The sequence below is a fragment of the Cobetia sp. MB87 genome, assembly GCF_011319755.1.
Classification (GTDB): Bacteria; Pseudomonadota; Gammaproteobacteria; order Pseudomonadales; family Halomonadaceae; genus Cobetia.
This window is the reverse complement of the sequence record NZ_VFBC01000009.1, coordinates 26,615-45,527: the sequence shown is the minus strand read 5'-3', so window position 1 is coordinate 45,527 and position 18,913 is coordinate 26,615. Positions and strand designations below refer to the sequence as shown.

Genomic DNA, 18,913 nt, shown 5'->3' with positions numbered 1-18,913 from the left:
GCTTCATGGACGCCACAGCAAAGCCCCGCACGTGCCAACGTGCGGGGCTTTTGTCTGTCCCGGATTGCTGATTTCAGGGCCTGCCGGGGCTTACAGCCCTTCCGGCAGCCAGCCATCCCCTGCGATCAGGTGCTCGATCAGCTCCTGCACCGGCATCGGTCGTGCATAGAGATAGCCCTGATGCAGCGAGCAGCCATGCGCGAGCAATTCCGCTCGCTGCTCTGGCGTCTCGATGCCTTCGGCCACCACTGCAAGATGGAAGGCCTCCGCCAGCCCCAGCATCGCTTCGATCATGGCCTGCCCCTTGCTGGAGCCCAGTGCCGTCACGAACTGTCGATCGATCTTGAGCTTGTCGAACGGCAGCCGCTGCAGCTGAGACAGCGAGGAGTAGCCCGTACCGAAATCGTCCAGAGCCAACGCCACGCCGTGAGCCCGGATGGTCTGGAACAGCACGGCGAGGGCCTGGATGTCATCCGGCAGCTGGCTCTCGACCAGTTCAAGCGTCAGGCGCTCACACAGCTCCGGATGCCGGAACAGCATTTCCAGGTCTGACAGGAAGCGCTTGTCCATCATGTGGCGCACGGTCACGTTGACGCTCAGATGCAGCTCATGACCGCTTTCGTGGACGCGCATCAAGGTCGCGATACTCTCCTTGAGCACCCAGCGCCCCAGTGCGACATCCAGACGTGCGGACTCGACGATCGCCATGAAGTCCGCCGAGCCCATCAAGCCATGTTCCGGGTGCTGCCAGCGAATCAACGCCTCCGACAGCTGCAAGCGGCCGGTACGTCCATCGACGATCGGTTGCACGAAGAGTCTGAGCTGATTCTCGCGCAGCGCGACGGTGAACTCGGCCTCCAGCTGCTTGAGGCGACGCAACTCACGCTCCGCTTCTTCATCGAAGAAATGCCACTCGCGCTGGCACTGCTGGGTATCGTGCAAGGCTCGTTCGGCGCGATAGACCAGCGCATCCACCTGATGGCCATCCTCGGGATAGCGCGTGATGCCCAGGCTCGGCTGCAGATAGATCACCTCATCATCGAGCGTGACCTTGTCACGTACGGCATTCAGCAGGTTGTCCAGCCAGCCGCTGATACCGCCACGCGTGGCTTCCAGCAGCCGGCGCTGGACCATGATCAGCAGCCTGTCGGTCTCGAGGCGCGCCACGTCGCCGGAATTTCCCAACAAGGGAGCGATACGCTTCTGAACCTGCTCCAGCTGATGATTGCCCGGCTCGGCGCCGGCATGATCATAGAGCACCTGCAAGCCACCGATCCGCAGTGCCAACAGCACGAAGCCCTCCATCGGCGCGACCTCTCCCAGCTGGTCAATCCGCACCTTGATCAGGCGCAGCATGCCCTCTCGGCTGAGCAGACCGGTATCGAGATCCGTCTCGCGCTCCTCGAACAACTGATGCTGGAGCAGCACACGCTCCTGCTCCAGCCCTCTTACCACCAAGGTATCGAGTGTCATGTCCAGCAACGGCATCATCTCGGTGGCATTGAGTCGATGGCCGCGGCTGGCTACCAGCAGCAATTCGCTGCGCCCGGGATGCGGCGAGACCGAATAGCCCATCAACTGGCTGGCACCCAGTCGCTGACACAGCAGCAGCGCACGGTCTTCTTGCTCATCGACATCCCTGTCAACGCTCTCATCACCGGCTGACACGCACACGCGCCCCACCGGCAGACGCCAGAGAGGATCGCGCCGCAACGATGCCTCACTCAACCACTCACGCTCATCATGACTCTGCAGAATCAGGTAGCCGGCGTTGGGATTCCCCACCTCGCGCCGATAGATGATGATCTCTGCCCCCAGCATCTCGCGCACACGTTGCAGATACTGCGCGAGAGACGCACGCGCATTCTGAGGCGTGTGGGTTTCGTAGGGGACGCTCAGAAATTGCTGATTGAGAATGCTGTGGCGCTGGTATTGATGCTCGAGATAGGCGCCATAGGCCCGACTCGCCCTGCGGCGCCGACTGTCGCGTACCAGCATGCCCAGGGTCCCCATGCCCGCCAGCAAAATGATCAACAGCAGCGCTGCCAGCGGAGTGCCCATCTCCTGCAGCAGCTGAGCGACGCGATTTTCATCCTGCCAGCAGGCCTTGGCATGGTTGTAGCGATCCGCACGGCCAGACGCGGGCAAGGCCACGCAGACCTGCTGCGTCGCGATGGGCTGTGGCATGGCGTTGCTGACCACTTGCAGTCCCTTCAAGCCCAGCACGGCCGCCTGCTCGTCCAGCAGGTCTGCCGTGAGCGGCATGCCCAGAATCAACAGCCCCTGCTCCGCCTGCGGCGGCAGGGCCTCCTCATCCTCGTAGAGCCCCTGCATGCCGATCAGCCATGGCTGGTTGTCGACGATCAACCAGGCCAGCTGAGGTTGTGTCGGTGACTGGCGAGCAACCTGCATGACGGGGGCGAGCGCGCGTCGCCAGCTCACCGGCTGCTTGCCCAGCCAGTCGGCCCCCGGCGACCCGGCGTTGTGCTGCACCCAGGCGGCCACCTGCCCATCGCCACGCACGGCAGAGATCAGATGTATGCCGGTATTGATGGCGAACTCGGGGCCATACATGTACTCGAGCCAGGTCGTGTCGAGCTCAGGCTCACGTAGAAATCTGGTCACGGCCTCTTCCCAGTAGCCGTTCTCCTGCAGCTGTCCCGCGAGCAGGCGCTGCTCACTCTTGACCCACAAGGCCAGCCGCTGCCGGTCGGACTCGCGATCCGCCTCGCGGGATTGGGATATCTGGCTGGCCGTCAACCAGCCGGTGGCCAGCAATGCCGCCAGCAACAGCAGCGGCAGCAGATACATCCGATAGCGAGGGCCAGCAGGCAGTGAGGCGTGTGCGAAGACAGCAGAAGACTCGTGTGCCGGCACACGAGAGGAGGAACGCGATGCTGAAGAATCTGACATTGATTTACCGATGATGAGGCGACCTCCTGAACCGGGTCGGCAGGCTGTCGCCTGGCCGTTGAGGTCAGTCTAGATCAGACGTTCAGTTGAAGAATACGCTGCACATTCGCCGTCGTGGATAACGCGATATCGTGGCGACTGCTCGAGCGGAGTTCCGCCACCACGTCCGCGACCTTCGCCACTCGCGATGGCTCATTGCGCTGGCCCTGAAACCCGTACAGCGGCATGTCGGGGCTATCGGTTTCCAGCACGAAGCCATCGTCTGGCAGTGACGCCACCACTGTGCGCAACTTGTTGGCACGCGGGTAGGTCACGCTGCCGCCAAGCCCCAGCACGAAGCCAAGCTCGAGAAAGCGCTGTGCCTGCACCTGACTGCCCGCGAAGGCGTGGATGATGCCGCCACGGGTGAGTCGTGCCTGCTTGAGTCGCTTGGCGACTTCATCATTGGCGCGCACGCAGTGCACGATGACAGGCAGGGAGAATTCGCGTGCCATGCTCAGCTGGGCCTCGAACAGCTGCCATTGGGCGTCATGATCCGCCAGTCGCGCATCGAAGCCACATTCCCCCAACGCGACGATCTGGCCCGCATGCTGGTCGAGAGCCTGATGAAGCGCCGCCAGCGCATCATCACCATGCTCGGACAGAAAATAGGGATGCAACCCCAGGGCACCGAAGATAGGCGCCGATGAATCCACCAGTTCCAGCACTGCCGGGAAGCTTGCCACCGTGGTGGCAGGCACCACGAAGGCCGAGACATCTTGCTGCTCGGCACGCGCGATGACCGCCTCTCGATCCGGCGTGAAGTCAGCGAAATCCAGATGGCAATGGCTGTCGATCAGCATGAAATCTCCCGGTGATGGCCCAACTGCCATCGTGCTATATCAGCGTGTGACAGACAAACGAAGGGACCGGCCTGGTGACCGGTCCCTTGAGGACGATTGCCGATGTTGCCCTGTCAGCCGTCGCGACTGCCACAGGTGACCCAAGTGCCTAGGCCGCCTCCACCGGCGCTGCCGGTGCCAGCTCGGAGGTGCAATGACCACAACGGGTCGCCGCCAGCGGTACCTTGGAAAGACAATACGGGCAATCCTTGTCGGTGACCTCTTCCGGCGCTTCCTCGGCTTCCTTCTTAAGCTTGTTGATCTGGCGGATCAACACGAAGACCGCCAGCGCCACCAGCGCAAAGCTGATGATGGCATTGATGAACAGGCCATAATTCAGCGTGACGGCTCCCGCTTCCTTCGCGGCATCCAGGCTGGCATAGGGGGCAGCCTGAGCGCCTTCCTTGAGCACGATGAAGAAGTTAGAGAAATCGACACCCCCGATCAGCAGCCCGATCAGCGGGTTGAGCATGTCCCCCACCAGACTCTTGACGATCAGGGTGAATGCCCCGCCGATGATGATGCCGACGGCCATGTCGACAACGTTACCCTTGACGGCAAAATCACGAAACTCCTGCATGAATCCGGACATCTGTCATCTCCTTTACTCGCTGTCCATCCGGTGGATTGCCATGCATCAAACATGGCCCGCCCTGAACACATCCCACGCCGTTGTTGTTGTCATTGTCTGCGCCCTACCGACCTTCGCCACAGCAAGCTTCATCACGCGGATGCCAGCAAGACAACATGACCCTAACATTATGCCGTGCTGATGCCGCGCCATGGGTTGGCTGTGTAAACGTAGGGTTACATGGATGTCTGGACACAAAAAACGCCACTTTTATCCGGGCATGAAAAAACGCCACCCCGAGGGGTGGCGTTCTTCAGGCCGTGATCGACAGTCTCGCTACCGCTGCGTCGCTATGGCAGCACCATTGCGACATTGCCGCCAGACAGCGCCGCTGTGGCAACGCCGTTGTGGCAACTATCTCAGTGCTCACGGGTGGCGCGGAAGGTGATATCCGGCCAGCGCTCCTGGGTCAGCTGCAGGTTGACGCGGGTCGGCGCGATATAGGTCAGCCAGCCGCCGCCGTCGTAGGCCAGGTTGGCACTGGCCTTGCGCTTGAAGTCTTCCAGCATCTTGGTGTCATCACAGTAGATCCAGCGCGCGGTCTGCACGTTGATCGCCTCATAGATGCACTCGACCTTGTACTCTTCCTTCAGGCGGTGAGCGACCACGTCAAACTGCAGCGTTCCGACGGCACCGACGATCAGATCGTTGTTGTCGAACGGCTGGAAGACCTGAGTCGCCCCCTCTTCGGAGAGCTGCTGAAGGCCCTTCTGCAGCGCCTTCATCTTCAGCGGGTCCTTCAGGCGCACACGCTTGAACAGTTCCGGCGCGAAGTGCGGAATGCCAGTGAAGCGCATGTCCTCGCCGATGGTGAAGGTATCACCGATCTGGATGGTGCCGTGGTTGTGCAGGCCGATGATATCGCCCGGCCAGGCCTCTTCCACATGGGAGCGGTCCGCCGCCATGAAGGTCAGGGCGTCGGGAATCTTGACGTCCTTGTTGATGCGCACATGGCGCATCTTCATGTTCTTCTCGTACTTGCCGGAGCAGACACGCAGGAAGGCGACACGGTCACGGTGCTTCGGGTCCATGTTGGCCTGGATCTTAAACACGAAGCCGGTGAAGCGCTCATCATGGGCCGTGACTTCCCGGGTATCGGTATCGCGCGGCTGGGGCGGCGGGGCATATTCGACGAAGCCGTCGAGCATCTCGCGCACGCCGAAGTTGCCCATGGCGGTACCGAAGTAGACCGGCGTCAGCTCACCGCGACGATAGGCCTCGAGATCGAACTCGTGAGAGGCGCCGCGCACCAGCTCGACCTCCATGCTCAGCTCTTCGATCAGATCCTCACCCAGCACTTCGATGGCTTCGGGGCTGTCGAGACCCTTGATGCGCACGTCGTCGGGAATGCGGTTGCCCTGACCCTGCTTGTAGAGATGGATCTCGTCATTGAGCAGGTGATAGACGCCCTTGAAGCCCTTGCCGACGCCGATCGGCCAGGTCATCGGCGCACACTGGATGTTGAGCACCGTCTCGACTTCATCCATCACCTCGATGGGGTCACGCGTCTCGCGGTCCATCTTGTTGACGAAGGTCAGGATCGGCGTGGTGCGCAGGCGGCAGACTTCCATCAGCTTGATGGTGCGGTCCTCGACACCCTTGGCGCCATCGATGACCATCAGTGCCGAGTCGACGGCCGTCAGCGTCCGGTAGGTATCTTCGGAGAAGTCCTCGTGCCCGGGGGTATCCAGCAGATTGACCATGCGGTCCTTGTAGGGGAACTGCATCACGGAGGTGGTCACGGAGATGCCACGCTCCTGCTCCATCTTCATCCAATCGGAGGTCGCGTGGCGATCGGCCCGCTTGCTCTTGACCGAGCCGGCCATCTGGATGGCATTCCCGAACAGCAGCAGCTTCTCGGTGATGGTGGTCTTACCGGCATCCGGGTGAGAGATGATGGCGAATGTACGGCGCACATCCGCCGCCTTGGCAATCTGGGAATCTGACATGAGCTGAAAGGCATCCGGCCCGACGTGAGGCACGCCGCGCGCACTGTTGGGTGAAAAGCAGAACAATACGAATGGCGCGCATTGTAGCGGCTGGCGCGGCGCGGCAACAGAGGCGAGCGCGATCAGCGGCCTTCAGTCATCCTTGCGTGCGCGAAAATGCCAGGGTCCCTCGCCCGCCGGCGCCTGGTCATTGAGGATCTCGTGGCGGATGGCATCCTCGATCTCGTCGCTGTCCAGGGGATAGAGCCCGCATTGCTTCAGCGCGCAGCGAACCCGGATGTCACGCCCGAGATATTCGAGCAGCACGCGAGTACTGGCCGGCGTGCGATCACCGCTTGCCGATACCCCGATTCGCAGCCCCTTGAGGCGTGACACACGGCTGGTGAAGGTCGGGTAGAGAATGGTCTGGGTGATCTCATTGCCGGTCATCGACTCGTAGTCGGTCATGAAGATGCGATCGCTCAGATAGAACGCCATCCCCTGATACTTGCAATGTGACACGCCGACACCGGACGACTCGCGCTCGACCAGGCGCTCAAGACGCTGGTAATAGACACCATCCTCGCGCTGGATGATGGACACCAGCCCCCGCAGTATCCGCCCCGGCGACGACATCGACAGATAGTACTCATAGTAGTGGCCCACATAGCGGCCCAACTTGGAGGCGCCCGAGCGTCTCAACTGCGCCAGCGGCTCGCTCTCCACAGACGTAGCCTCACTCTCGCGCGGCTTGGGACGCACCTGCACCAGACGCTGGAACTGACGATTGGGCAGCAGGATCTCGTGCTCCTCCACCCCGAAGAACTCACAGATCCGCCGCAGTGTATGTGCAGCAGGCCGGTATTGACCGCTCAGATATCGATTGAACTGTGGCCGACTGATCTCGAGCCGCCGACTCACCTCGGCGATGGATCGGTAGTAGCTGCACAGCAGCCGCAGATTGAGGGCCAGGTCTTCGTTCATGGGTCTGTCTCGCGCGGGATAGAGCCTCAGTCTACGCCGCCCACCCGCCATGACCCAGAGTGCGACAGGCGCAGCCTGCACCAGATAGTGCGTCTGAGTGCGCCACCTTGAGTCAGGTCGTCAAATTCCGCGGCTGACCAGCGAATGATGCAATGCAGAAGTCCCTCACACGCAGATAGTAACAACCATAAAAGAGGCTATCGCATGACTCCTGCATCCAAACTCACGTTCCACGGCGGGCCCTGGGTCTCGTTCCTGCCCATCCTGTGCTTCATCACCACAGCCATTCATGTAGCCACCAGCCTGGAGGAGCCGACCATCCAGGGCATGTGGGTCGGCATTCTCGCCGGCCTGCTGGTCACCTTCCTGTTTGCCCGTGACAAGTCCGTCTACAGCGACACCATCATGAAGGGCATGGCCAGCATGGTGGCCATCGCCCCGGTGGCGGCGTGGATCTTTGCCGGCATCTTCGCCACGGTGCTGCGCTCCTCAGGACTGGTGGATGGCATTCTGTGGGCGGCCTATCACACCGGCGCCACCGGCACGGCCTTCCTCGTCGTGACCTTCCTCGCCTGCGCCCTGTTCGCGACCGCGGCAGGCACCGGCTTCGGCACCATCGCCGCGGGCATGGGCGTGCTCTATCCCGCGGGCGTCATGCTGGGAGCCGACCCGTTGCTGCTGGCAGGGGCCATCGTGGGAGGCGGTGCCTTCGGCGACAACCTGGCGCCCATCTCCGACACCACCATTTCCTCGGCGGCGAGTCAGGGCGCTGATATCGGTGGCGTGGTTCGTTCCCGACTGCCCTTCACGCTGGTGGCCGGCAGCATCACGCTGGTGGTGATGGTGCTGATCAGCCTGACGCAGCAAACAACGCCGCTGATCATCGCGCATGAACAGCTGGCCGAACACATGGACCCCAAGGGCCTGGTGATGTTGCTGCCCGCCCTGGCTGCCATCTACGTGGCCATGAAGAAAGGCGATGTGATCTTCGCCACCAGCGTGGGAATTCTGTCCGGCATGCTGGTGGCGATACTTACCGGCCTCAACACCCTGAGCGGTTTCGTGTCGGTCGAGAATGGTGCGCTGATCAATGGCGTGGCCGGCTGGATGGCAGACCTGTCGATTCTGGTGATCCTGCTGTCGGCGGGCATTCGTCTGATGCTCGATGGCGGTGGCAGTGAGAGGCTGATCAATGCGCTCAAGGGTGTCGTGCGCACACCACGTGGTGCGGAAGCCTCCTCCGCCGGGCTCTCGCTGCTGATGTCCTCGCTGATGAGCATCAATGCCCCGGCGATCCTCGCGGTCGGACTGTCCTACGCCAAACCGGTCGGCGAACGCTTTGGCCTGAGCCCTTACCGCCGCGCCAACATCATCGACAGCATGTCCTGCACCCTGGTCTATTCGCTGCCCTGGTCCGCCGCGCTGTTGTTCGCCTCCGGGCTGTCCGTGAAAGCCGCCGAGACCTTCCCCGGCGTGCCGGCCCTGATGCCGCTCGATCTGACGCCCTGGGTGCTCTACGCCTGGATCCTGCTGGCCGTGATGAGTGTCTCCATCGCCACCGGCTGGGGCCGTCGTTTCAGCCCGGCAGACCAGGCGAGCGCTCAGGACGAGGCTGCAACCGAGGTGCCCGCTGGGCGGTCCTCACTGTCAGCGTCAGCCTCAAAGTCAGTCTCAAGTTAAATCTCAAGCTCAGCCAGCTGATCTGCCCCTGACTGAGCTGCTCCTGACTGAGCTGCCCTCGACTGAACCTTCACCGCCTGCCCCGCAACAAGACGACGGACACCGCCATGCAAGATACTGAGCTGCGCCAACGCAACGTGATCGGCATCCTCACCGGCTCCGGCCCGGATGCCGGTCTGGATCTCTGGAACAAGCTGCTGATCGCCAACAAGGCCCGTATCGGGCCTGGCTATCGGGGAGATCTGGATGCCCCGCACGTCCATCTGATCTCCCAGCCGGCGCTCGGGCTGTCCATGGAACTCGAGACCCATGACCAACAGGTGTGGGAGGCGCTGGCCGACAGCGCCCTCAAACTCGCCGAGCATGTCGACTACTACGCCATCGCCTGCAATACGCTGAACTACTATCAGTCCCAGCTGGAGGCTCTGGCGCTGAATGCCCGGCTGGTGTCGTTCAGTGATGTCGTCATCGACAGGGTGCGGCGCGACGGCTTGAGCAAGTTGGCGCTGCTGGGCGCGAAGTCCGTGACGGACATGGGGGACTGGTCACCCTATCGGGCACTGACGGAGGTGGTGGAAGTCGAGGTACCCGCCGACCCACACCTGCTGCACCAGATCATCTATGACGTGAAGGCGCATGGCGGCGATGACCCGAACGTGGTCCAGCGCTTTCATGCGCTGCTGAAGAGCCTGTCGGCAGACACCGTGCTGCTGGCCTGTACCGAGCTGCCACTGATTCCCGTCAACACCGTCAGCTCGTCAGACAACGACGCAGCCCCCGCCAGGACACTGATCGATGTCACCGAGCTGGTCGCGGAGGAACTCGCTCGCAAGTCCTGCGGCGTCTGATCCTCCCTGCCCCCGCCCGACCTGCAACCCGTGACCCAGCCCTGGCGATAGATGAACTGTCTGTCAGGGCCTTACTCCTCGACCTCGGACAGTGTCTCGACGATATGGCACTGTGCCATCACCCCGCCGGCACAGCAGTGCGTCAGGCGCTGCAACTCCTCCTCCATGACAGCGAGGTCACGCTGGCGCTTGCGCACCTCGGCCAGCTGCGCCTCGATACGCGCGTCTATCTGATGACACGGCAAGGCCTGTTGATCCGCCAGGCCCAGCAAGGCGCGGATGTCATCCAGCGAAAATCCCAGCCGCCGACAACGGCGGATGAAGGTCAAACGCCTGAGCTGTGCATTGCCATACTCACGATAGCCATTGGGCGCGCGTCGCATCGGGGCCAACAGCCCCTGCTTCTCGTAATAGCGGATCGTCACCGCCTGGACATCAGATGCCTTGGCCAGTTGGCCGATGCCCATCGTCACCTCGCCGTGCGATGACGTGGACGATTCCCCTTTCCGTGTGAAATCTCTTGCGGTCATCGATGACTTCTCCTCTCGCCATGTGTTGCATGTCGATGCATCAACCATTTCATCAGCCGACTTGACCTTATAGTGACTATAACCTCCATGCTGTCATCAACACGACAGGAGGCCAAGACCCATGAAAAGCTGTTGCGAAAGCAAATCCGGCGAGCTGGCAGAGCTCAGAGCCTCACAGGGCAAGGTCCTGAAGATTCTGCTGGCGCTGAATGCCAGCATGTTCTTCGTCGAATTCACCGCGGCCTGGTGGCTGGGATCCACCGCGCTGCTGGGGGATTCCCTCGACATGTTCGGCGATGCCAGCGTTTACGCCCTGACCCTCTACGTCCTGCACCGCAGTGTGCGTGAACGCGCAATGAGCGCACTGATCAAGGGCATCGTGATGCTGGCGCTGGGCCTGATCGTCCTTGGCGAAGCAGGCTATCAAGCCCTCAATGGAGTGGCACCGGCCGCCCACGGCATGGGTGCCTTCGCCCTGCTGGCGCTGGCGGTCAATCTCATCTGCTTCGGACTGCTGTGGCGCTTCAAGTCGGATGATCTGAACATGCGCTCCACCTGGCTATGTTCACGCAATGACATCATCGCCAATGCCTCGGTCTTCGGCGCTGCGATACTGGTGGGCTGGACAGGCTCTCGCTGGCCGGACGTGCTGCTGGGCGCTGCGATCGCCGCACTCTTCCTGCAATCCGCCTGGCAGGTGATTCGCGATGCGCGCGAGGAACTGCGCGAGGCCAGGCAGGCCGAGAACGATCAGATACCTGACGACCAGGACGCTTCCAGCACCAGCAGCTGTTGCACCCCGCCGACGGCTGCCGTAGTGATTGAGCAGCCTCACGCCAGTACTTGCTGCTCAAGCAAGCGCTGTGGTTGAAGTACCACGTGGCTGACCCATGACTGCCAGCAACACGAAAGCGCCCCGTCATTATCGACGGGGCGCTTTCGTAAGTGATTGAGACCAAAGGGAGGAGTCACCCTCCAAAGCATGCCATGAGACAGATGCCTGCACGCCGACAGACAAGGCCTCGAGAGCTCTCAGCCCCGCGGGCCATCAGCGCTGCAAGGCTTGGATCGGCAGCCTTCAGGCACGGTAGGCAGGGAGCGGAGCGCGGTCCTGAAGCTCGATCATGCGTCGCAGCATGATATCGGTCAGCTCGGCGCGTACCGCCGCATGGTCGGGGTCATCGTGCAGGTTCACCAGCTCATCAGGATCGTTCTCCAGATCATAGAGCTCGCCCCAGTCCTCTCCATGGCGGACCGACATCCGATAGCGCTCGGTGATCACCGTCCGCACCCGCTGCGGACGTTCGAAGCCGGTCATGGTGCGCTGACTGTCCTCTTCGACGAGGACGGCTTCCGGGGCCGATGTCGACAGCAGATCGCGCCCCTGCATGCCGTTGAACTCCTGTATTCCTGCTCTGGCGAGTATCGTCGAGGCGATATCCACCGAAGAGGCAAGCTCGGTGGAACAGGCAGCGTCCCGGGGCCGCTGGGGGTCGTGCCAGATGAAGGGCGTACGCACCAGCCCCTGGTAGTGCAGCAGAAGCTTCAACATCAAACCATGATCGCCCATGTAATCACCGTGATCGGAGGTGAAGACGACCACGGTATTCTCCGCCAGCCCCAGCGATTCCAGTGATGCCATCACCCGCCCGATGGCATCGTCGATCATGTGGATCATGCCGTAGGTCAGCGCGATGATGGAGCGCGCCTCATCCTCGGTCACCGCGAAGGGGCTCTGATTGTCTCGTGGGTCGGTCCCCTCCTCCAACGCCTTGCGCATCGCCAGGAGCGGCGGCAAATCTCCCTTGCCGAAGCTCGCGGGCAGGTCGATATCGGAAGGGCTATACATGCCCCAGTACTTGCCCGGCGGAGTAAAGGGGTGATGCGGGTCCGGGAATGACATCTGCAGGAAGAATGGCTGGTCGCCAGCGGCCTGTTCCTCCAGCCATGCCTGGCTGCGCTCCGCAATCCAGCTGGTGGAATAAAGCTCCTCCGGCACGGATGTTCGCCATGCCTGGGGGGCCTGGTAGCGATGATCCGGCAAGGCATTCTCGGGCCCGACCAGGTCATCGAAATCCGTCCGCTGCTGACGCGCCCACAGCAGGTAGTCCCCGCTGGCCTCATCGGCATGTCCGGCGGCGATCTCGACATGCTCGAACCCGTAGAAATCTCCCGAGAGTCGCTCCGCGACAGGCGTTTCCCAATGCCGGGTATTCTCCAGCTCATAGTCATCGGTGTGTCGATTGTCCTTGAAGGCATCACGCAGCGAGGCGGACGGTGCCTGCTTGCCCTCTTGGGCCGTGAAGACATTGGTGGCAGGCAGCCCCGTGAAGCTCTGCAGGTGGGACTTGCCGATCAGCGCAGTGCGATAGCCTGCATCCTTGAGCAGCTCCACGAAGGTGGTGTGGTTGCGCGAGAGAGGAATACCGTTGTGGCGCGCACCGTGCAGCGAACTCATCCGCCCCGTCATGATCGAGGCACGGTTGGGCATGCAGATCGGGTTGGCGACATAGAAGCGCTCGAAGCGTGTCCCCTTCGCCGCCAGCTGATCGATGTTGGGCGTCTTGACGACGCCATTGCCATAGCACCCCAGATGATCGGCGCGGTGTTGATCGGTGATGATGAAGAGAAAGTTCGGACGTGCAGTCATGATTCAGGCTCCGGTCACGTTGGCGATGGGTTGGGTACGGCGCAGATGGAAGGCCACCAGCAAGGCGCCCATGGCAACAGCTGGAAGATGGATCAGCGGGTCCGGCACCAGGCACAGGAATGCCACCAGGAAACGCAGCACGACTTCGGCGACGGAGAGGCGCTCCCGATCGAAGGCCGCCATGGCCGAGCAGAACAGCCAGATGCAGAAGGCGGTGCGAGCCGCGATCCACAGGAAGGACGCCAGGGAGAAGTCCTCGACGATCAGCAGTGTCGGGTAGTAGACGAAGATGAAGGGGATGATGAATTGCGCCAGCCCCAGGCGGAATGCCACCAGCGAGGTCTTGAGCGGGTTTGCGCCCGCGATGGGAGCGGCGGCATAGGCGGCGATCGCCACCGGTGGCGTCAGGGACGAGGCGACCCCGTAGTAGAAGACGAACATGTGCGCCGTCAGCAACGATAGCCCGAGCGCCTGAATGGCAGGCCCCATGACCAGAACGATGATCAGATAGGCCGGCAGGGTCGGCATGCCCATCCCCAGCACCAGTGCCCCCATCATGGCGACGAAGAGTGCCGAGAACAGGCTGTCGCCTCGTAGCATCGCGATCACGTTGGCCAGCTTGAGTCCAAGACCGGTGGAATCCAATGCACCGACCAGAATCCCGATGGCCGCGATCGCGATCAGCAGCGAGGCACCGCTGGCACTCCCGGTGATGAACGAGCGCACCAGGCGCATCGGGTCACGGCGAACCTTAGGATTGATGACGGAGAGCAGGACCAGTACCAGGGTGGCATAGAAGCCGGAAGCCGAGGTGGACACGCCCATGACCAGCGAGATGATCACCGTCAGGATCGGCCCTACGAACAGGATCGAGTTGAAGATATCCAACCGAGTGATTCTGTCCTTCACTTCCAGCGGTTGCACCTGGACGCCCTGGCGACGTGCCTCGATTGTGACCGCAGTGAAAAGGCTGAAGTAATAGAAGAGAGCCGGCACCAGCGCCGCGATGGCGATGTTCAGATAGCCCACGCCGGTCAGATCCGCCATGACCAGTGCGGCTGCCCCCATGATCGGCGGCATGATCTGACCGCCAGTGGAGGCTGTTGCCTCGACACCTGCGGCAAAGGCAGGCGTGAAGCCCCGCTTCTTAATCATCGGGATGGTGAAGGTGCCGGTACCGACGATGTTCGCGACCGTGGAGCCTGACATCGTACCGAACAACGAAGATGCCAGGATAGCGGCGTGCGCGGGCCCGCCACGCGAGCGACGAGTGGCGAGGAAGGCGAACTTGAGCAGCGTATCCCCGGCACCGGTGCCTTCCAGCAGCACACCGAAGATGATGAAGATGAAGACGGTCCCCAGCACGATATTGGTGATGGAACCGAACACGCCCTTGTTGGTGTTGTACCAGAGGTTCTCAGCCACTTCCGCAAGCGTGAAGCCAGAATGCGCCAGAATGCCCGGCAGGCTCTGACCGAAGAGCAGATAGAGCACGGCCAGCGCCCCGACAGCGAAGAGCCCCCAGCCCCAGAGACGCCGACACAGCTCGAGAAATACACACAACCCGGCCAGCGCCGGCCAGGCATCCTGGCGGGTCACGTCGTAGAGCACCACCTGCATTTCACTCTGGACCACGAAGAAGCTGACGATTGCCCAGCAACCGGCACCGAGCAACAGCAGGTCCACCGCGATATGACGGATGCCGTAACCCGAGCCTTGCGGTGCGGCGGAAAGCTGCTTGCGGCGCGCAGCGGCAACGCCGATCACGAGCGCCAGGCCAAACCCCAGCGTGCGGTGCCATGTGGGATCTATCAGACCGATACCGGCCGAGTAGAGCGACATCGCCCCGATTACTCCGCAGCACGCGACGGAGGCGAAAAACAATATACGTAATAAGGGATGTGACACCGTGGCCTGTTCGTTCATGGCGAGTTCCTTCTACAGTCAGGCAAACGGTCACATGTACGTGGCCGTTCCAGGCGATTGTTATTGTGTGACTTTCAAGGCCGCAGGGATGTCGTAGCCCTGCTCCTGGTAGTAGCGCAGTGCACCGGGGTGCAGCGGTACGTTGATACCGGCGAACGCCGTATCCGGGGTGACGGTCTTCAGAAAGGAGGCGCTGCTCTGCACGCTGGCCAGGTGCTCCCAGAACGCCTTGGTCGCGTGGTATACCACGTCATCGGAGACGCTGTCATTGGTGCCGATGAACTGGTAATAGGCGAGAGCCGTGATCTTGCCCTGGGTCAGTTGACCATCGTAGAGATCACCGTCGAAGCTCGTCGTGCCCCGCCCAGCCTGGCCGATGAGGTCATCCAGTCGATGGGAGGTGATGGCACTGTCAGGGATGGAAAGGATTCTGAATTCATCGGTGAGACCGAAACGCTCGATATTGGCTGAACCGATTTCCGAGGGACGGATCATCATGTCGATCTTGCCATCCGCCAGCGCCTCGTAGGCTTCCCCCCAGCTCAGGCGAACGGCGGTATAGTCCTTGCCCGGCTCATAGCCGGTAATACCGCGGATGAGCGCTTCGGAAGTGGCAGCGGCCGAGCCCGCAGGCGGGCCCGTAAAGACTGTCTTGCCCGCGATATCGTCCCAGTCAGTGATTCCCGAGCCTTCCAGTGTCACCGGGTGATAGACACCGCTTTGAAAGCCCAGAATGGCGCGCAGGTGAGTCGAAAGCTCCGGAGCGTTCGTGATCGGCTGATACATCCCGGCTCCCTCTGCCATCATGTCGACCAGCGACGGGACGGAAGAGAAGAAGTCCACTCTGCCGCGTGCGCCATTGAGCATGGATTTCGTCAGCGTCTGGCCTGCATTGACCTGGATATCCACATCGGCCAATCGCGCCTGATTGACGAATGATACGAACATGGTATGCACCGAGTCCCCCGCCCCGGCGGTTTCTCCCTTGTAGATCCTGGCCTCGGCGAATCCAGAGGAAAGAAAGGTGGTAAAAAGTAACGTGATGGCGAGAAAGCGTGCACGTCCAGCATGGCTTTTCATGGCGTACTCCTATTGTTGTAACGTCAGATTAGCCTCGTTGTCTTATGATGAAAAATATCAATTCCGACATCTTGCATAGCAGGTTGATATGAATATCGATCCGCGTCATCTGGCTCAACTCTCGGCCATTGTGGAAGAGCAATCTTTCCAATTGGCTGCCGAAAGAATGGGGCTGACACAACCCGCCATAAGTCGAAACATGCGCGGATTGGAAGCAAGACTCGGCTCACCATTGTTCGAGCGTTCAGGCAAGCGTTCCCTGCCGACGGCACTGGCAAAACGCCTGGCCAGAACCGGAATGGCGATTCGTGCCGCACAGGCCGAGGCCGAGACGGATGCCAGCCTGATGGCCGAAGGCAAGCGCGGTATCGTACGCATTGGCGCCCCTCCCATCGTGGCTGGGCGCTATCTGACACAGATTCTGATTCAGTTTCTGGAGGAAAAACCCGGCTGGCGCGTCGACCTGCAAGTGGGACTGGTCCCTGAATTGCGGTCCATGTTGTCGCGAGGAAGAGTTGATATCGTGATTGGTCCGCGTGATGTGATGAATGCCGATACGGGAATCTCGTTTTCACCATTGGTGGAGGACAGGATAGGAATACTCTGTCGGGCAGATCATCCCCTGGTTCACCAGACGAAAGTCTCACCTAAGGACCTTCAATCTCACTCATGGCTGGCACATTCCCGCGACAGTCTGTTGCGACAGCAGACGGAAATGGCATTGCTGGAATCCGGTGTCGAGACACTGGATATCGTCTGTGAAGTAGGCGCGATCAGCGCTGCCCTCGAGATCGTCAGTTCGACTGATCTGTTGACAGCAATGCCGGTCAAGATGACGCTCCCCCATCTTGAAGACCGCTTGAAATTCCTTGAATTCGATCATCCACTGTTTCATCGTCCCATCGGGCTGTCGACACGTCGCAATGCCCAGCTCGATGAAGGCGCCACATGGTTGATAGACAGGTTCCGGTGTCGAGGGGCCTCCTGAAACGACAGCGCCCCACCCTGTCGGGTGAGGCGCTGTCGAGTCTGGCTATCACCAGGGTCAGGGGGCCGGACAGTCTGGCTGACGTTCAGGGTGGGCCTGCTGGAAAGCTTCCAGTGACAGGCAGGCTGCCTCGATGGCCAGAATTCTCGGATAGTCCTCGAGTTCACACTCGAAGCGCCGCGCATTGTAGAGCTGAGGCATCAGGCAGGCATCCGCCATGCCCGGGCTATCGCCATGGCAGAAACGCCCTGCACTTTCCGCCAGCATCACTTCCAGACGCGCGAAACCCTCGGCGACCCAGTGGCGGTACCACTCAAGGCGCTGCTCCTGGGTGACCTCTAGCCGATCGGTCAGATAATTGAGCACGCGTGGATTGTTGAGCGGATGCATCTCACAGGCCATGAACTGGCACAGTGCGCGCACTTTCGCACGCGCCTCCGGCGCCGAGGGCAACAACGCCGGGGTGGGCCAGCGCTCCTCCAGATATTCCATGATCGCGAGCGACTGGGTCAGCGCTACTGATGTGTCCGTATCTCTTACCCTCAGGGTCGGCACCAGCCCCTGGGGATTGATGGCCAGATACTCCTCGCTGCGCTGTTCCCCCTTGAGCAGGTTGACCGGCACCTGAGCGACCTCAATCCCCTTGAGCGCCAGCGCGATTCTTACCCGATAGCTGGTAGATGAACGGTAATAGCCATACAGACTCATCGAACTCATGCCGCACTCTCCTGTGGCGCGATTGGATGCCGGACGCCCCACCCCCCTGCCTCGATTCCAGTTGGCTTGAGGCTTACCGGCACACGACCCCTTCCCGAGACGGGTCTCTGAGTAGTTCTCCCTCACGACGCCGCCCTCAGGCGTCCAACTGCGTCACTTGCTGATCAATGGCGCCGAAGATGCTCTGGCCATCGCGATCGAACATCTCGATGCGGATGCGATCACCGAAACGCATGAAGGGCGTGCGAACCTCATCGAACAGGATCTTCTCGACCATGCGGACTTCGGCCAGACAGCTGTAGCCCACGCCCCCTTCGCTGATCGGCTTGCCAGGGCCGCCATCCTTGCCGGGATTGGACACGGTGCCGGAGCCGATGATCGCACCGGCGCCCAGCGGACGAGTCTTCGCGGCATGCGCCACCAGCTGCGGGAAACTGAAGATCATGTCTGGCCCGGACTCGGGCTCACCGAACTTCTCACCATTGAGATGCACGCTCAGCGGCAGATGCACGCGCCCCTGCTGCCAGGCATCCCCCAGCTCATCCGGCGTCACGGCGATGGGCGAGAAGCTTGACGACGGCTTGGCCTGGAAGAAGCCGAAGCCCTTGGCCAGCTCGCCGGGGATCAACCCACGCAGACTGACGTCATTGACCAGCATCAACAGGCGGATGTGGTTCTCGGCCTGCTCCGAACTGACGTGCATCGGCACATCATCGGTGATGACGGCGATCTCGCCTTCGAAGTCGATGCCATGCTCCTCACTGACACACACGATATCGGCGTTGGGGGCCAGGAAGCTGTCGCTGCCACCCTGATACATCAGCGGGTCGTGCCAGAAGGTCTCGGGCATCTCGGCGCCGCGTGCCTGACGCACCAACTGGACATGATTCAGATACGCCGAGCCGTCTGCCCACTGATAACTGCGCGGCAGCGGAGAATGCAGCGCTTGGCTTTCCAGCGCAAAGGCATCCGCCAGCGTGCCCTCATTGAGCGCCGCATAGCGTTGCTCGAGCCTGGGTGCCAGCGACGTCCAGTCTTCCAGCAGTGCCTGCAGCGTCGTGGCGACATCCGCGACCTTCACGGCACGGGTCAGATCACGGGAGACCAGCAGCAGTGTTCCATCGCGAGAACCATCCTGGTAAGTAGCGAATTTCATG

15 protein-coding genes are annotated in these 18,913 nt (G+C 61.5%); 4 read left to right on the top strand and 11 right to left on the bottom strand.

What is annotated here, in order from left to right; all coding sequences use genetic code 11:
* Window positions 1–90: 90 nt before the first annotated feature.
* The 5 genes from CDPAHKCJ_RS11645 to CDPAHKCJ_RS11625 form a co-directional block, all read right to left on the bottom strand.
* Complete coding sequence (locus CDPAHKCJ_RS11645; RefSeq protein WP_166019953.1) at window positions 91–2,913, bottom strand: EAL domain-containing protein; 2,823 nt, start codon at window positions 2,911–2,913, stop codon at window positions 91–93.
* A gap of 74 nt (window positions 2,914–2,987) precedes the next feature.
* Window positions 2,988–3,755 carry a TatD family hydrolase gene (locus CDPAHKCJ_RS11640; RefSeq protein WP_166019952.1) on the bottom strand — a complete coding sequence of 256 codons (768 nt, stop codon included), beginning with the start codon at window positions 3,753–3,755 and terminating at the stop codon, window positions 2,988–2,990.
* 148 nt (window positions 3,756–3,903) lie between these two features.
* Window positions 3,904–4,386, bottom strand: coding sequence for a large conductance mechanosensitive channel protein MscL (gene mscL / locus CDPAHKCJ_RS11635; protein ID WP_166019951.1), 483 nt, complete (start codon window positions 4,384–4,386; stop codon window positions 3,904–3,906).
* A 398-nt stretch (window positions 4,387–4,784) separates the two neighbouring features.
* Window positions 4,785–6,374: a peptide chain release factor 3 gene (locus CDPAHKCJ_RS11630; RefSeq protein ID WP_153635928.1), complete on the bottom strand. Its 1,590-nt coding sequence runs from the start codon at window positions 6,372–6,374 to the stop codon at window positions 4,785–4,787.
* A gap of 132 nt (window positions 6,375–6,506) precedes the next feature.
* Window positions 6,507–7,337, bottom strand: a complete 831-nt coding sequence (locus tag CDPAHKCJ_RS11625) for a helix-turn-helix transcriptional regulator (RefSeq protein ID WP_166019950.1) — start codon at window positions 7,335–7,337, stop codon at window positions 6,507–6,509.
* Window positions 7,338–7,541: 204 nt separating this feature from the next.
* On the opposite strand from CDPAHKCJ_RS11625, the gene CDPAHKCJ_RS11620 reads away from it, so the two are divergent.
* Both CDPAHKCJ_RS11620 and CDPAHKCJ_RS11615 read left to right on the top strand, forming a co-directional pair.
* Window positions 7,542–9,017: a Na+/H+ antiporter NhaC family protein gene (locus tag CDPAHKCJ_RS11620; RefSeq protein WP_166019949.1), complete on the top strand. Its 1,476-nt coding sequence runs from the start codon at window positions 7,542–7,544 to the stop codon at window positions 9,015–9,017.
* 107 nt (window positions 9,018–9,124) lie between these two features.
* Window positions 9,125–9,865: an aspartate/glutamate racemase family protein gene (locus CDPAHKCJ_RS11615; protein ID WP_166019948.1), complete on the top strand. Its 741-nt coding sequence runs from the start codon at window positions 9,125–9,127 to the stop codon at window positions 9,863–9,865.
* Window positions 9,866–9,936: 71 nt separating this feature from the next.
* Here the strand turns inward: CDPAHKCJ_RS11615 and CDPAHKCJ_RS11610 are convergent, their stop codons facing one another.
* Window positions 9,937–10,332: a helix-turn-helix domain-containing protein gene (locus tag CDPAHKCJ_RS11610; RefSeq protein WP_166019947.1), complete on the bottom strand. Its 396-nt coding sequence runs from the start codon at window positions 10,330–10,332 to the stop codon at window positions 9,937–9,939.
* A gap of 184 nt (window positions 10,333–10,516) precedes the next feature.
* Between CDPAHKCJ_RS11610 and CDPAHKCJ_RS11605 the strand changes: the two genes are divergently transcribed.
* Window positions 10,517–11,266, top strand: a complete 750-nt coding sequence (locus CDPAHKCJ_RS11605) for a cation diffusion facilitator family transporter (protein ID WP_166019946.1) — start codon at window positions 10,517–10,519, stop codon at window positions 11,264–11,266.
* Window positions 11,267–11,473: 207 nt separating this feature from the next.
* Here CDPAHKCJ_RS11605 and CDPAHKCJ_RS11600 read toward each other — a convergent pair whose 3' ends face one another.
* The 3 genes from CDPAHKCJ_RS11600 to CDPAHKCJ_RS11590 all read right to left on the bottom strand — a co-directional run bounded on the left by CDPAHKCJ_RS11600 (window position 11,474) and on the right by CDPAHKCJ_RS11590 (window position 16,051).
* A complete protein-coding gene (locus CDPAHKCJ_RS11600; protein WP_166019945.1) occupies window positions 11,474–13,045 on the bottom strand; it encodes a sulfatase-like hydrolase/transferase in 1,572 nt (523 codons plus the stop codon).
* 3 nt (window positions 13,046–13,048) lie between these two features.
* Window positions 13,049–14,887 carry a TRAP transporter fused permease subunit gene (locus CDPAHKCJ_RS11595; protein WP_166019944.1) on the bottom strand — a complete coding sequence of 613 codons (1,839 nt, stop codon included), beginning with the start codon at window positions 14,885–14,887 and terminating at the stop codon, window positions 13,049–13,051.
* A 144-nt stretch (window positions 14,888–15,031) separates the two neighbouring features.
* Window positions 15,032–16,051, bottom strand: coding sequence for a TAXI family TRAP transporter solute-binding subunit (locus CDPAHKCJ_RS11590; RefSeq protein ID WP_166019943.1), 1,020 nt, complete (start codon window positions 16,049–16,051; stop codon window positions 15,032–15,034).
* Between the two features lie 88 nt (window positions 16,052–16,139).
* Here CDPAHKCJ_RS11590 and CDPAHKCJ_RS11585 point away from each other — a divergent pair, with 88 nt between their 5' ends.
* Entirely contained in the window at window positions 16,140–17,039 is a 900-nt protein-coding gene (locus CDPAHKCJ_RS11585) for a LysR family transcriptional regulator (protein WP_166019942.1), read from the top strand.
* A gap of 57 nt (window positions 17,040–17,096) precedes the next feature.
* Here the strand turns inward: CDPAHKCJ_RS11585 and maiA are convergent, their stop codons facing one another.
* Together maiA and CDPAHKCJ_RS11575 are read right to left on the bottom strand one after the other, a co-directional pair.
* On the bottom strand, window positions 17,097–17,747 hold the full coding sequence (gene maiA / locus CDPAHKCJ_RS11580; RefSeq protein WP_166019965.1) for a maleylacetoacetate isomerase: 651 nt from the start codon (window positions 17,745–17,747) through the stop codon (window positions 17,097–17,099).
* A gap of 145 nt (window positions 17,748–17,892) precedes the next feature.
* The gene (locus CDPAHKCJ_RS11575) at window positions 17,893–18,912 is read right to left on the bottom strand and encodes a fumarylacetoacetate hydrolase family protein (protein WP_166019941.1); all 1,020 of its coding nucleotides are present in this window, start codon (window positions 18,910–18,912) and stop codon (window positions 17,893–17,895) included.
* Between the last annotated feature and the right edge of the window lies 1 nt (window position 18,913).